The sequence below is a fragment of the Nocardiopsis sp. N85 genome, assembly GCF_028882275.1.
Classification (GTDB): Bacteria; Actinomycetota; Actinomycetes; order Streptosporangiales; family Streptosporangiaceae; genus Nocardiopsis; species Nocardiopsis lambiniae.
Genome location: NZ_JARBUT010000005.1, coordinates 225658 through 240125, shown reverse-complemented (window position 1 = coordinate 240125; position 14468 = coordinate 225658). Strand labels below are relative to the sequence as shown.

General features: G+C 72.0%; 9 protein-coding genes. 6 read left to right on the top strand and 3 right to left on the bottom strand.

The window, feature by feature from the left end:
* Positions 1 to 24: 24 nt before the first annotated feature.
* Complete coding sequence (locus PWG71_RS09915) at positions 25 to 717, bottom strand: lysoplasmalogenase (protein WP_274809289.1); 693 nt, start codon at positions 715 to 717, stop codon at positions 25 to 27.
* A 360-nt stretch (positions 718 to 1077) separates the two neighbouring features.
* Here PWG71_RS09915 and PWG71_RS09910 point away from each other — a divergent pair, with 360 nt between their 5' ends.
* From PWG71_RS09910 to PWG71_RS09900, 3 genes are all read left to right on the top strand, one after another.
* Positions 1078 to 2025: a conjugal transfer protein gene (locus tag PWG71_RS09910; RefSeq protein WP_274809288.1), complete on the top strand. Its 948-nt coding sequence runs from the start codon at positions 1078 to 1080 to the stop codon at positions 2023 to 2025.
* Between the two features lie 72 nt (positions 2026 to 2097).
* Positions 2098 to 2406, top strand: coding sequence for a hypothetical protein (locus tag PWG71_RS09905; RefSeq protein ID WP_274809287.1), 309 nt, complete (start codon positions 2098 to 2100; stop codon positions 2404 to 2406).
* Between the two features lie 18 nt (positions 2407 to 2424).
* A complete protein-coding gene (locus PWG71_RS09900; RefSeq protein ID WP_274809286.1) occupies positions 2425 to 6030 on the top strand; it encodes a TcpE family conjugal transfer membrane protein in 3606 nt (1201 codons plus the stop codon).
* 163 nt (positions 6031 to 6193) lie between these two features.
* Here the strand turns inward: PWG71_RS09900 and thpD are convergent, their stop codons facing one another.
* Entirely contained in the window at positions 6194 to 7081 is an 888-nt protein-coding gene (gene thpD / locus PWG71_RS09895) for an ectoine hydroxylase (protein WP_274809285.1), read from the bottom strand.
* Positions 7082 to 7626: 545 nt separating this feature from the next.
* Between thpD and PWG71_RS09890 the strand changes: the two genes are divergently transcribed.
* From PWG71_RS09890 to PWG71_RS09880, 3 genes are all read left to right on the top strand, one after another.
* Positions 7627 to 8286 (top strand): HNH endonuclease family protein, encoded by a 660-nt coding sequence (locus PWG71_RS09890; RefSeq protein WP_274809284.1) that lies wholly within the window; start codon positions 7627 to 7629, stop codon positions 8284 to 8286.
* Positions 8287 to 8478: 192 nt separating this feature from the next.
* Positions 8479 to 10944 carry an ATP-binding protein gene (locus PWG71_RS09885; protein ID WP_274809283.1) on the top strand — a complete coding sequence of 822 codons (2466 nt, stop codon included), beginning with the start codon at positions 8479 to 8481 and terminating at the stop codon, positions 10942 to 10944.
* 199 nt (positions 10945 to 11143) lie between these two features.
* Positions 11144 to 12187 (top strand): hypothetical protein, encoded by a 1044-nt coding sequence (locus PWG71_RS09880; protein WP_274809281.1) that lies wholly within the window; start codon positions 11144 to 11146, stop codon positions 12185 to 12187.
* Here the strand turns inward: PWG71_RS09880 and PWG71_RS09875 are convergent.
* Positions 12169 to 14313 carry a protein kinase domain-containing protein gene (locus tag PWG71_RS09875; RefSeq protein ID WP_274809280.1) on the bottom strand — a complete coding sequence of 715 codons (2145 nt, stop codon included), beginning with the start codon at positions 14311 to 14313 and terminating at the stop codon, positions 12169 to 12171. The genes PWG71_RS09880 and PWG71_RS09875 overlap by 19 nt on opposite strands.
* Positions 14314 to 14468: the final 155 nt, after the last annotated feature.

Below are 14468 nucleotides of genomic sequence, written 5' to 3'. Positions count from 1 at the left end.
GAACCTAGCCCCGCCCTCGGACGTTCAGGCGGGCGTCCCCTCGGTGAGCGGGGGCTCCTCGGGGACGCGGGCCAGGCCGCCCAGCACGATGAACGCCTGCGCCGCCGTGTAGGTCGCCATCACCCAGAACCCGCTCGCGGGCAGGTCGAAGTCCGGGGTGAACGCGCGCAGCGCGATCAGCCCGTCCGACAGCAGGAACAGCGCCCCGCCGACCGCCGTCCACCGGTGCACCCCCACGGCCAGGATCGCCATCGCCCCCAGCAGCAGCCCGTAGACCAGCACCGGCACCAGCAGCGCCCCCACGCCCGGCGCGCACAGCGACACCAGACCGGCCACCACCACCCCGTAGGGCACCAGCAGGGTCCGGTTCCGGTACAGCGGGCTGTTCGCCCGCCACGGCCAGAAAGCGATGACGTACACCACCTGCGCCACCAGGAAGAAGCCCACCATCACCAGGAACGCCGCGTCACCGGACGCCAGGGCCGGGGCGGTGTCGCCCAGCCAGGAGAAGAAGAGGGCGATCAGCACCAGCCCCGTGAAGCGCCCGCGCGGGCGCGGGACGGCGGCCAGCACGAACGCCGCCAGGACGGGCATGAGCAGTGCCTGGGTGGGGCGGGACCAGGATTCGGGGCCGGTGAGCTGCACGATGAGGTGCGCCGCCGTGATCAGGACGAACAGGGTGAGCAACGCGCGGGGGAGGGGGCTGCGGGGGATCATCGCGCCATCATAGGCATCCTCGTCGCGCATCCCTGGGGGAGACCCCGGTCACAGTCCGGCCGTCGCGGCCTGTCGCTCAGGACACATGTTGCTCTCCGTCCGGTGACTAATCCATTTTCGGGCGGACCATAAAGCGAGGAAGGTGTACAACCAACAGATAGGTTCGTCTGCTTATTGCCGTATTGTTCCTCTTTTGAGAACTTCGACTGTTGCGCGCAATGCGCGGTTGGCGGGGAAACGCGGAGCGCCCATGTCCGCGCCCAACCCGCACAATGCCTCACTATAGGGATGGGGTAGACAAGGGCATGGCGGGTACGCCGTCCGACCGGACGGCCTGGAACTGTGTGCAGGAGGTCGGGGATGGCGAACGCACCACGGCGCGGTGCCGCCGTGCGCGAGCGTGAGGACGACGTGGAGTACGACGTCCCCCGCCCCCGCCGGTCGCGCGCCGGGGCCGGCGGCCGCTGGTGGGTCGGTGTGGGCCGTGCCGTCCTGTGGGCGTTCCTCATCGTCGTCATCTTCAACGGCATCTGGTTCCCCCTGCGCGGTGGGCTCGCCCTCCCCGCTTCCGAGCCCGAACCGGAGGTGACCGAGACCTCCGCCTTCCCCGAGACCTCGGCCGCCGCCTTCGCCCTCCGCTTCGCCGACGCCTACCTCGACACCGAGGACGTCGAGTCCCGACGCTCGGCCCTGGCCGCCTTCGTCCCCGAAGGCGAGGCCACCGCGCTCGACGCCCCCGCCGACTCCCTCGCCGGTGAGAACCTCGCCGTCACCGCCGTCGACGTCAAGGACGACAACAACGCCCTCGTCGTCATCCGCGCCGACGTCAACGGCGAACCCATGAGCCTGGAGGTCCCCGTCTACGCCGACGGCGACTCCCTGGTGATCTCCGGCAGTCCCGCCCTGCTGGCCGCCCCCGACCGCGCGTCGCTGCCCGAGCGGGCGGCCTTCGACACCGATCCCGCCGCCGCCGACCAGTTGCGGGAGGTGCTCATCGGCTTCTTCGGCGCCTACGCGCAGCAGCCGGACCACCTCGACCGCTACCTCGAACCCGGTGCCACGATCGTCCCGCTTCCGGCGAACAGCCTGGAATTCTCCGAACTGTCCGATCCCGTGGTGCCATCCCGGACCTCGACCGGGGATGATGACGTACGAGAGGTGGCCGTCACCGTGGACTGGGTACTGCCCGCCCCCGAAGGGGAGCGGACCGGCACGTTGACACAGGGCTATCTGGTCACCGTCGTGAACTCCGGAAACGAGTGGCACGTACGTGACATCCAGGGCGCCCCGCACTCGTTCGGCGGATGACGGGGCACGTAGGCAAGGAGACGAGAAGGACCATGCGCACAGCAGCAACGACACCGGGAGGCGGCGCCTGACATGCTCCCCCTGCTGTCATCCGCCGCGGACACCATGACCGTGTTCGGCGGAGTCGATCCCATCGTCCTGGCCGACGCCAACGCCCCCGACACCGGTGGACTCGCGGACTTCCTGCGCGGTTTCTTCGGACCGCTCTTCCTCGTCATCGTGTCCATCGTCGCGATCTTCTTCCTGTTCACCAGGGAGATCACGCGATTCGCTCAGTTCATCATCCTGGCGATCTTCATCGGGATCGTCTTCTACGTCCCCGGCATCATCGAGGTCATCGCGGTGGCGCTCGCGCGAGCGATGGGCGTATCGACGGAATAGGCGAGGGAGGCCGGGAACGTGGATCTGCCCACGTACACCAACATCTGGCGTATCGAGAAGCGGCTGTACAAGCTCTACGATTTCCGGCTGCCCATGCCGCTCCCGGTGGGGACCTTCGGTGTCGCCCTGGGCGTGTTCGCGCTGTGGGTGATCCTGCTCGGCATTCTCAACGCCCCGTTCGTGTTCGGCAACGGGTGGCACCTGGTCCTGTGGGTGGTGCCGCCCGGTGTCATCACGGTGTTGGTCACCCGGCCCGTCATCGAGGGCAAACGCCTCACCGAACTGCTGCTGTCCCAGGCGCGCTTCCTCGCCGAGGCGCGGGTGTACACCCGGTTGACCCCCGAGTACGAACCCGCCGAGATCCGTGTCGCGGTGCGCGTCTGGCACCGTGACCCGGCTTCGGGGCCGCTGCCGTCGCCGCGACGGCGCTTCGAGCGCGAGATCGCCGTGCCCGAGACCGTCCGGGCGGAGGCCGCCGAGGTCGTCGAGGTCGTCGAGGAACACCGACCGGCGCCGGAGCAGGCACCTCCGTTGCGCCGCGTCGCGGCCCAGACCCCACCCGCGCCCCAGAAGGCCGCCCCGCCGGAACCGGCCCGCCCGGGTCCGGTGCGCGCTCACGCCGCCGAGCACTCCGAACCGGTCCGCGTGATCGAGGAGCACCCCGAACCGGTCCGCGTGGTCGCCGAGCACCCCGAACCGGCGCGCGAGACCGCGCCGGAGCCCGAACGGTCCTCCGTGGCCACGGTGACCGCCGTGGAGCGGAGTGTGGAGGAGGACACGGGGGGCGACGAGGAGACCCCGGAGGGCGCGACCGGGGACGGGCGCCCGGGAGTGGGCGTCCGGATGCTCAACTACTTCGGATTCGCCCTGGACCGGACCCCGGCCGAACCGGCGCGTCCTCACGCGGACGACTTCGAGGAGGGGTTCGCCGAACCCGTCTACGACACGGTGGGGGAGGCGGAGCGCGACAGCGACGAGTGGTTCTCCCGTCTGCGCGCCTCCTCGGGGCAGACGCCGGTCGGCCTCACCTCCAAGAGCGCCTACGCGGACTCGGACACCTCCGCGTTCAGCCGGGAGGAGATCACCGAGGCCATCGCCCGCGAGGCCGACGAGTCGACGGCGGCCCGCCGGCTGCGCGGCCGTACCCAGGGCATCCGGGTGACCCGCGAACTGGAGGAGCGCAGGGCTGAGGACCCCGGTCCCGCCGAGGAGCGGGCCCCGGCCCGGCCCCGCCGTACGGGCCGACCGCACGCCGCCCCGTGGGACCTGGAGGAGACGGCGGAGGAGAGCGGGCCGGGGTACGACGTCTCCGACTACGCGCAGCGCTACGCGGCCGCCACGGGCCGCCCCGCGGCCAAACCCACCTCCGCGCCCTGGCTCCCCCAGGACTCCGAGGACGCGGAGGACGACCCGGTCCGCGCCGCCGAGGGCTCCCTCGACCCGGGCCCGGAGTCCCGCACCGCCGTCCCCGACGCTCCGAAGTCCGTCACGGCACCGGAGGAGCGCACCGCCGCTCCCACGGACTCGGACGACGACGTGCCCGTCCCACGCACCCCGACCTCCCCCGCGGCTTCGAGGCCCGGCCCCGTCACGGCACCGGAGGCCCCTGCCTCCGTTCCCGCGCGCACTCCGAACGAGCGCGGTTCGCGCACCGACACCCCGGCCCCGAAGCCCGGACCGGCCGGCGCGCGGACCTCCGAGGTCCGTTCCGCCCCGGTGGCGGACGCACGTCCGGCGTCCCCCGGGCGCACCCCGGAGGACGGCGACGACTCGACCGCGCCCGTGGGCGCGAAGACCGGACCGGTCAAGGACCCGGAGGCCCGTGCCTCCGCTCCCGCGCGCACTCCCGAGAAGGACCTCCCGGCCGTCGAGGACGCCCCGGAGCGGATCTCGGGGGCTGCGGAGGACGGCGCGGACGCTCCGGAGGGGATACGGGCCTCGGAGGGCGAGGCCGCTCAGACCAAGCCGCCGCTGGAACTCGACCACGGCACCGGCGAGCACGAGGCCATGCCCGCCCAGCCCAGCGACGACGAGGACCACGGCCCCGAGTGGAACGAGCACATGACCGTGCTCGACCGCCACCTCAGCACCGCCGACACCCCGGCCCCGCCGCGACCCACGTTCGCCGACGTCGTGCCCACCGGAGAACGCGACGTCAAGGACTCCCCCGAGTGGTTCGACGACGGCAAGAAGCGCCACCCCGACCAGCCCAGGGTCGGCGACAGGGACAACCCGGTCATCCCGGCCGAGGAACTGCGCGAGAGCGCCGTCGCCGAGGAGAGGCCCCTCGCGAAGCCGCCCACCCAGCTCGACCACGGCACCGGTGAACTCGCCGGTTTCGCCGAGGTCCGGGAAGGCCCCGAACACCGCCGCACCGCCGCCGAGCTCGAACAGGCCGAGGCGGCCGCCCTGGCCCGCCGCCGTTCGGCGCGGCCCGCCCCCGAGGAGGCCCCCACCGAGGAGCCGTCCTCGGCCAAGTGGAGCATGCGCGCCGCCGGTGGCGCCGCGCCGATCGTCCACGACACCGGGTCCGAGCCCTCCACGGCCCCGGGGTACGACCCCCACGACGGTGTGTTCCACCGGGTCGCCCAGAACGCCCGCCGCATCGGCCGGCTCTTCGGTCAGCCCGCCCCGGGTGAAGAACCCGAGCCGCCCCGGCGCGAACCCCGATCCGACCTCGAACTCGACCACGGCACCGGCGAGCAGGAGAGCCTGGGCGACACCCCCGCCGGCGTCCCCGCGCTCCGGATCGAGGAACCCGCCCCCGAACCCGCCGCCGACTCCGGCGGCACCCGCGGCTGGCGCCGGTTGGCCAAGGTCGTCACCGGCGGCGCCGCCCCGGTCCGTTCCGAACTGTCCTCGGAGGACATCGAGCGCCTGCGCACCCCGCTGGACCGCCCCCGAGGGCTCGTCGTCCTGGGGTGCACCGGTGGCGCCGGGCAGACCGTCACCACGCTGATGATCGGCCACACCCTGGCCGAGTACCGGGACGAGCGCATCGTCGCCGTCGACGTCAACCCGGGCCCCAACGGCCTGTCCCGACGCATCGGTGCCCAGGCTCCCGAGACCCTGACCGCGCTGCTCGCCAACGCCGACGCCATCGGCGACCAGGAGCGGATGAGCGCCTACACCAGTCGTACCCAGACCGGCCTGGAGGTCGTCCAGACCCTCGACGACCCCTACGTCCAGACCCTCGACGACCGCGACTACGCACAGCTCACCGAGCTTCTCGGCGGGTTCTACGCGGTCACCGTCCTGGACCCGGCGGCCACCGGCGTCGCCCGCGCCCTGCCCGCCGCCGACGGGCTGGTCCTGGTCGCCCCGGCCAACGCCGACGCCGAGCGCGCGGTCTCGATGACCTTCGACTGGCTCGACGGCAACGGTCACGGCGCGCTGCGCGCCAACTCGGTGCTGGTCGTCAACGGGGTCAGCAAGCGCAGTCTCCCCGACGTCGACGCCGCCGAGCGGGTGGCCCGGGGTCGATGCCGGGCGATCGTCCGCATCCCGTGGGACGACCACCTCGGTTCCTCCTACACGCGCATCGACGTCGGCGCCCTGCGGGCCAACACCAAACGCGCCCACGGCGCCCTCGCCGGCGTCATCGTCGACAAGCTCCTGACCTGACGTCCCGCGGCACGGTGCCGACCTCGTCCAGGCCTCGGAAACCGTGCCCCGAGTGCTTCACGGTCCTCTGAAGACGACACGGTGGCCGCGACCTCCTGAAAGTCAGGGTGTCGCGACCACCGCCGGAACCCGGGAACCGGGCGGGGCGTCGTGCGTGAGCGGGTCAGCCCCCGGCGGGGGTGAAGTCGCGGGAGGCCAGGAACCCCGGCCGGGGCTCGGCCGCCGAGAACGGCTTCTCGCAGACGTTCTCCACGCTGTTGTAGACGACGAACAGGTTGGAGCGCGCGAACGGCGTGATGTTCGCCCCGGCCCCGTACATGCAGTTGGAGTCGAACACCGTCACGTCGCCGGCCTCCGCGCTCAGCACGTCGATCCCGTGCCGTCCGGCCAGGATCGTCAGCGCGCCCCGATCGGGCGTGCCCGCCCGCTCGTGCCCGTCCTCCTCGGCGGGTTCCAGGCACGACACGTAGGTGCGGTGCGAGCCCGGCATCACCATGAGCGCGCCGTTGTGCGAGTGCTCGTCGGTCAGTGCCACGGAGAAGCCGACGGCGCGCATGCGCGGCATGCCGTCCTCGGCGTGCCAGGTCTCGAAGTCCGAGCGCCAGTACAGGGGGCCGCCACCGAACCCGGGCCGGTGGTCGACCCGGCTCTGGTGCACGTACACCTCCGAACCGAGGATCTGCCGGGCGCGTTCGACCAGGCGCGGGTCGTTGACCAGCGACTCGAACGCCTCGCTGACCCGGTGCACCTCGAACACCGAGCGGATACCGCCGTCCGCGGGGTCGACGAGGGCGCGCTCGTCCTCGCGCAGGCCCGGGTCGCGGACCAGTCGGTCCAGTTCGTCGCGGTAGTCGAGCACCTCGGCGTCACCGACGAGCGATTCGAGCCGGGTGTAGCCGCGCCGGTCGTGGTCTTGGAGTTCGGAGTCGGTGAAGGGGCCCTCCTCGGCGGTACCCCAGACGGTGGGGTCCCGGCGGTACAGCAGGGCCGCTTCGGTGCTCTTGCGGGTGGGGTAGTCGTCCAGGGTGGGGAGATCCATCTGCAGCGTCATGGCCGAGCCCCTGTGCGGGGTGATCCTTTCGGTGTCGCTTCACAGTCGTGGACGGTCCGTACGACATCCGAACGTAACAAACGCGCCCCTGGCCGTTCTCCGACGATTCCCTTCACCGGGTTTGCCCACTTCTTCCCAGGGTATGGTCGCTCTACTCTGCGGCGCCGGTCGAAAAGGTGAACGGCGCCTTTCCCGTTCCCACCCGGCCCCGGATCGCCGTTCCCCCATGTGCATCCGGTCTTTTCCCCTCGGCGGATGGCACGGCGTGTCCGATCCGGCGACCGGGCGCTCATCGCCGCGGGTCCCCCCGGTGGCCCCCAACCGGTCAAACCCGGGCTTCATCGCCCCCGCTTTTTTTCGTGATCCAGTTCACAAGGATCCGGTTCGGGCCTTGGTGCAAAAAGGTCGGACACGACCCGTGGACGTAACGCCGGTTTCTTCTGGAATTCCCACACGGGGGCTGGTGTGAAGCCCCGGATCCCTTCACAGTGGTGTGGTCATCGTCCCCTTCTACCCTCACCCCCGCTCAAGAGGAGAGATAACACGTGACCCCCCACCCCCGTGGGCTCCGCCGTGCCCTGACCGCGGCGCTCGCCCTGGCCCTCGCCGTCGTCATCGGCTGGGCCGCCCCCGCCTCCGCACACCACGTCCTGCCCCCCGGCATCCCCTCCACCTCCGCCGCCCAGACCCAGCTGAACTCCCTCAGAGTCGCCGCCAAGGGTCCCCAGACCGGCTACGACCGCAGCCTCTTCCCGCACTGGGTCGTGGTCTCCAGCCCCTGCACGGCCCGCCAGCACGTCCTGGTCCGCGACGGCCACAACGTCGTCACCAACTCCAACTGCCAGCCCACCTCCGGCAGTTGGTACAGCACCTACGACAACGTCAACTGGAGCGGCGACGTCTCCCAGATCAGCGTCGACCACATGGTCCCGCTCAGCGAGGCCTGGAAGACCGGTGCGGCCTCCTGGTCCACCACCCAGCGGCGGACCTTCGCCAACGACGTGAACTCCCCGCAGCTGTGGGCGGTCACCGCCTCGGTCAACAGCTCCAAGGGCGACAAGGACCCGTCCCAGTGGATGCCGCCCAACACGGCGATCCACTGCAACTACGTCAAGGCGTGGGTCAACGTGAAGCACCGCTACAGCCTCACGGTGACCTCCGCCGAGAAGTCCTCGATCCAGAGCACCATCAACAACCGCTGCTGACGCCTCGCGTCCCTCCCGGTTCGCGGCCCTCCCCGGCTTTCGGGGTGGGCCGTCGCTCATTCTGGCGCGCCGTAACCCGTTCCACTTCTACGGGCGGGGGTCCGTGCAGCACTATGGGGAGGGCACACGCGCGGTCGCGCCCGCCCGCCGGGCGCACCCACCGAGCGACGCGAACAGGAGGGGCGGCAGAAGATGACCGGCACATGGGGGACCCGCGGCTCGACCCGCCTCGCGGTCCGCTACTTCGACGACCGGGTGCTGTTCAGCGACAGCGAGGCCTGGGCCTACTTCCGGCTGCCGACGGTCTCCTACGAGTTCACCACCCCCGAGGAACGCCAGGCCCTCGCCACCAACATCACCATCGCGCTCGCCGCCATCCGCATGAACGACGCCGAGGTCCACCTGCGCATCGCCCACCGCACCTACCCCGCCGCCGAGTGGGCCACCCGCCTGGACGAGACCTCCGACTCCGGCCCCGGCTGGTACGAGTACCTCGACGAGACCTACCGACACGTGTGGGCCAAGGACTTCTGGACCAAGGAGGCCTACCTCGGCGTCCGCCTCGGGCTGCGCAACACCGGCGCCGGTCTGGGCCTGTTCTCCCAGTTCCTGGGCACCTACCAGCGCACGGAACAGGTTCTGGGCATCACCGACGACGCCGTCGACGACAAGGAACTCGCCCGCTGGACCGACCAGTCCGAGCGCCTGGGCCGCGCCCTGGCCGCCAGTTCGCTGCACGCCCGCCACGCCACCGCCGACGAGCTCGCCTGGCTCATCCGCCACTCCGTCACCGGAAGCGCCGAGGAACCCCGCCCCTCCGCCGCGGGTCGCCGCACCTGGGGCCGCGGCGAGATCGAGGCCCTGGTCGACGGCACCCTCCACAACGGCCGTTCCACGCTCCGCCTCGAACAACCCTCGGGCTCCACCTGGGTCGCCTTCCTGTCCTTCGCCCGGTTCCCCGACCTCATGCCCTTCCCCGACGGAGAACCCTGGCTGCACCACTCCGACTCCCTGCCGTTCCCGGTCGAGGTGTCGCTGCGGATGAAGCTCATCCCGCCCGCCAAGGCCTCCAAGGACGTCGGCCGCAAACTCGCGCACGCCCGCGACATGGACGCGCACATCCGCGAGGCCGGCGTGGAGGCCCCCATCGCCCTGGCCGAGCAGATCGACGCCGCCCGCATGCTCGAACACGGCATCACCAAGGAACGCCTGCCGTTCGTCTACGGCTGGCACCGTCTCATGGTGTCGGCGCCCACCGAACGCCTCCTCGGCCAGCACGTCGAAGCCGTCATCGAGCACTACCGTGACATCGGCATCGACGTCATCAACTCCACCGGCGACCAGTTCTCCCTGTTCAACGAGTCCCTGCCGGGCGACCGGATCCGGTTGAGCGCCTACGCCCAGCGCCAACCCCTGCGCACCATCGCCGGCGGCATGCCCACGGCCACCGTCGACGTCGGCGACCGCGTCGACCGCTCCGGCGACGGCTGGGTGGGCCCCTACATCGGCGAGACCATCGGCCGGGCCCGCTCCATCGTCCACTTCGACCCGCTGGTCGCCGCCGCCCGCAACCGCCCCACCGCCATCGCGATCACCGGCGAGCCCGGCGGCGGCAAGACCACCCTGGCGCTGCTGCTCATCCACCAGCTCGCCCTGCGCGGGGTCACGGTCGCCGCCATCGATCCCAAGGGCGACGCCGAGTCCCTCGTGAAACTCCTCCAGAGCCGCGGCCGCAAGGCCCGCATCATGTCCCTGGGGTCGGCTCAACCCGGTCTCCTCGACCCGTTCGCGTTCGGCGACGACCTGGCCGCCAAGAAGACCATGGCCACCGAGACCCTGCGCCTGCTGCTGCCCCGTATGAGCGAGGAACGCGAATCGGCGATGATCCAGGCCGTGGCGGCCGTCGCCAACCAGCCCCGGCCCTCCCTGGCCAAGGTGGTCGACCACCTGGCGCACTCCTCCGACGCCGCATCCCGCAACCTGGGCGCCGTCCTGGGGTCGATGTCGGAGATGCGCCTGGCGTCGCTGTGCTTCGACCCCCAGGGCGACGCGCAGATCGACACCGAGGGGTGGACGACCGTGTTCACCCTGGGCGGGCTCACACTGCCCGACTCCGGGTTGCGCCGCGACGACTACTCCTACGAGCAGCGCCTGTCCGTCGCCCTCCTCTACCTGGTCTCCCAGTTCGCCCGCCGACTCATGAACGGCCTGGACCGGCACCTGCCCAAGGCGATCTTCCTGGACGAGGCGTGGGCGGTCACCTCCACCCCCGAGGGCGCCAAACTGGTCCCCGAGGTCTCCCGTATGGGCCGCTCCCGCAACACCGCGCTCATCCTGGTCTCCCAGAACGCCGGTGACCTCCTCAACGAACAGGTCACCAACTGCCTGTCCTCGGTGTTCGCGTTCCGCTCCAGCGAACGCTACGAGGTGGAGAGCGTCATGGCCCTGCTGGGAGTGGAACCCACCGAGGAGCACCTGGCGGTGCTGCGCAACCTCGGCAACGGCGAATGCCTGTTCCGCGACCTGGACGGCCGGGCCGCCCGCATCGCCGTGGACCTGGTCTCCGAGGACCTGCGGCGTTGGCTGGACACCAACCCCACCCGGCGGCGCCCCACCACCGAGGACGAGGGGTTGGTCACCACCACCCGGGAGGGCTGACCGGCGGCGGTGGCCGGAGCGGGCCACCGGAATCCCGTGACCTGTGCGGGCGGTCCCGGCGGGGGCCGCCCGGCAAGGGGCGGACACGGTCATGTTCGGTGGGCCCGCAGGGTGGGCATCTCCTACCCTGTCGGGTTCCTCCCGCGACGCCCGATCCCCACCGCCCAGCCCCGAACGGCACACTCACGAGGGACCGCCCATGAGTGAGGACGTCACCCGCCGGCCCAGACCCGTGATCGATCCCGCCCTCCCCGCACGGGAACGCGGTGATCTCCTGCGCCGGGTCGAGAACCCCCGACCGCTCGTACAGTGGCCCAACGGCGAGGTCGTCACCCGCCGTGCCCGACTTCGCGAAGGCGGGGTCCAGCTGTGCGTCATCGGGATCACCCTCGCCCTGTCCCTGCTCACCGTGGGCTGGTACCTGGGCATGATCGTGGTCTGCGTCGGCCTCATCGCCTACATCGGTGCCCTCGCCCTCCGCGGGGACGCCCACCCGGTCACCCGGGCCCTCGGGGTGATCGGCGGCGCGGGCACCGCCGTGGCCGTCCCGATCCGGCTGTTGGACGCCCTGCCCGCCGACCCCTCCATGGGGCTCCCCTGGGCGGTGTTCGGGGTCCTGGTCGCCCTGGTCACCGCCGACACCCTCACCGCCCGGGTCCAGGAGGGCACCGCCCCGGTCCACCGCGCCCCCGCCGAGGACGCCGTGGTGCGCCCCGAAGACCTCAGCGCCTCCGATCACCCCTCCCTCGTCGCGGTCCAGAACACCATCGACCTGGTCGAACGCGCTCGTGAGGAGATCGGCGGCGACTTCCTGGACACCGACCGGGCCCTGACGGTGCTCCGCGACGAGGAGTGGCGCATCGCCGTCCTGCTCTCCCGCCAACGCGAACTGCGCCGCGCCCACCTGCGCCGCTGGCAGCGCGCCGCTTCACCGCGCGTCCGGGACGCACTGCGCACCCAACGCGAGCACCTGTGCGCGGTGGAGGACGCCGTGCGCACCCGCGTGGAACAGATCGTCGAGTACGGCCGACTGGTGGAACGGGCGGTGACCGCCCACCGCGAGTGGGAACAGTGCCAGGAGGCCGTCGACACCACCCCCGTCTACGCCGACCACCGGGCCTCGGCGGTGTTCCCGGGCGTCGGCTCCCCGGAGGTGGACGAACTCGCCGCCACCGCGGAGGCCGCCCGCCGGGTCCGCGACGAGCACGTCGACCGGCTGACGGGTCACTCCCCGCTGTTCTGAACCCCGTCGCTCCGAACGCGGGCCCGGGAGACGGCGGCGGCCACCAGAGCCGCCGCCGTGACGGCCGCCGTCGCGAGCAGGGCCAGGGGGACGGGGGATCCGTAGACCAGCCACAGGGCATCGCTCTCGACGTGGGCGAGGGTCACCCCGGCCAGGACGAGGACCGACACGAGGGCGGCCGCCGACGGGACCACCACGCTCCGGGGCGCGCCGCCGGTCCACGCCGCGACGCCGAGCGCGGCGACGGTGACCACGGTCGCGCAGACCCCCAGCACGGCCATCCACATCAGCCGCTGCTGATGGTCGAGGACGTGGATGTTCGCCACCTCGTCCCGGTGGAACACGAACGCCGTGCCCAGCACGAGCACGTAGAGCCCGATGAGCACCGGGCGGGCGGTCCCCCACCCCGGTCCGCGCAGCGGTGAGCCGATCGGCGGCGGATCCAGGAGCAGGAGCAGCGGGAGCCCCAAGGTCAGGGGCAGAGAGTGGTAGGAGCGCTCGTCGAACGCCCACTGCACCTCTCCGTCGCCGTTGGCGAACGCGAACAGGGCGAACAGCGGCAAGGGAAGGGCGAGCAGGAAGGCCGCCACCCGCGCCACCGACGACCCCGGGGGTGTCGGCTTCTCCGGGGACCGGCCGGTCCGCAACCCCTGCTGGAGCACCAACAGCGGCGGGACCAGCACACAGGGGATCAGCGCCGCAGTGTACCAGAGCGGTTGGTACAGACCGAGCACCGCCGCCGCGATCACGTACCCGGCCGCCCCGAGGTACCACCCCACCGCCACCGGCGGTCGCGATCGCCGCCACCGGGACACCGACGCGGAGCCCGCCCCCGCCCCGGGTGCCGCCGTTCCGGGAACACCGTCGCCCCGTGCGGCCGTGCCGGGCGCGCCGACCGATGGCGGGACCGGCCCGCCGAAGACGTCCGGCCCACCGGCCTCCGAACCGGCGATGCGGTCGTCGTACATCCTGATGAACTCGGCGCGACCCAGGTGGGCGACCTCGTAGGCGCGCAGGTCGCGGACCTGGGCGATGGTGAGCTCGCGCAGCCGGGCGCGGACCGAGGGCGGGGGCAGCGCGTCGTAGGTGGGAACGGCCGGGTCCGCGCCCGACAGGGCACCTGCCGATTCCTCCCCGGCGACGGGCGAGGTCGATGAGACCGGCGGTGGTGCGTCCACGGATCCGCCCGCTCTCGGTGGAGGGGCCGACCCCGAAGACACCGGTGCGGAAGGCGCCGATCCCGAAGGCGCCGGCCCCGCCGTGTCGGAGCCGGTCCGAGCGCCGAACACCCCGGGTGGCGGCCACCCGCTCGCGTCCAGGTCGATGTCCCCGATCCGCTCCAGGATCCCCTCAGGCCCGGGACGTCCCTCGGGCTCCTTCACCAGGCACGACGCGATCAGCTCCCGCCACCTCTCGGGCACCCGTTCGAGGTCCGGTTCGGTGTTGAGGACACGGAAGAACAGCGCCTGATCCGCCGCACCGAACGGCGACGTCCCCGTCGCCGCGAAGTACAGCACCCCGCCCAACGAGAACACGTCGCCCGCCGGGACCGCCGCCCGCCCCAGGATCTGCTCCGGTGCCATGTACGTGGGCGTCCCCAGCACGTGGCCCACCGCCGTGATCGGCGTCAACGTGTTCTCCACGACGGCCTTGGCGATGCCGAAGTCGATCACCCGCGGCGCGTCGGCGGCCAGCAGGACGTTCCCGGGTTTGAGATCGCGGTGCACGATCCCCACCCGGTGGATGTCCACCAGCGCCTCCGCCAGACCGGCGGCCAACAGCGCCAGACTCGACTCCGGCAACGGCCCGCCCGTCCGGGTCACGGCCGTCTGCAATGACGGCCCCTCGATGTACTCGGTGGCCAGCCACGGTTCGGAGGCATGGGGATCGGCGTCGATGACCGCCGCCGTGTACGGACCGGCCACCTTGCGCGCCAGCTCCACCTCGCGGGCGAACCGGGCGTGGAACGTGGGATCGCCGGCGATCTCGGAGCGGATGGTCTTCACCACGATCCGCCGGGTCGCGGTCCGGGCCAGGTACACCCGGCCCATACCGCCCGCGCCGAGCCGGGCCAAGAGCCGGTAGCGGCCGATGACGGGAGGATCTTCTGAGGTCAGCGGTTCCACGCGCGCTCCTCGTCGGGGGATGACCCCCGGAACGGGGACACCTCGATTATGGCGCGTGTTCGCCAGATCCACCGGGTATCGCGCCGACCAGGGCCGATAGCGGCCGGCCCGACGGACGCCCCGACCGTCGCGGACCCCCGCCCGGGACGCCGGGC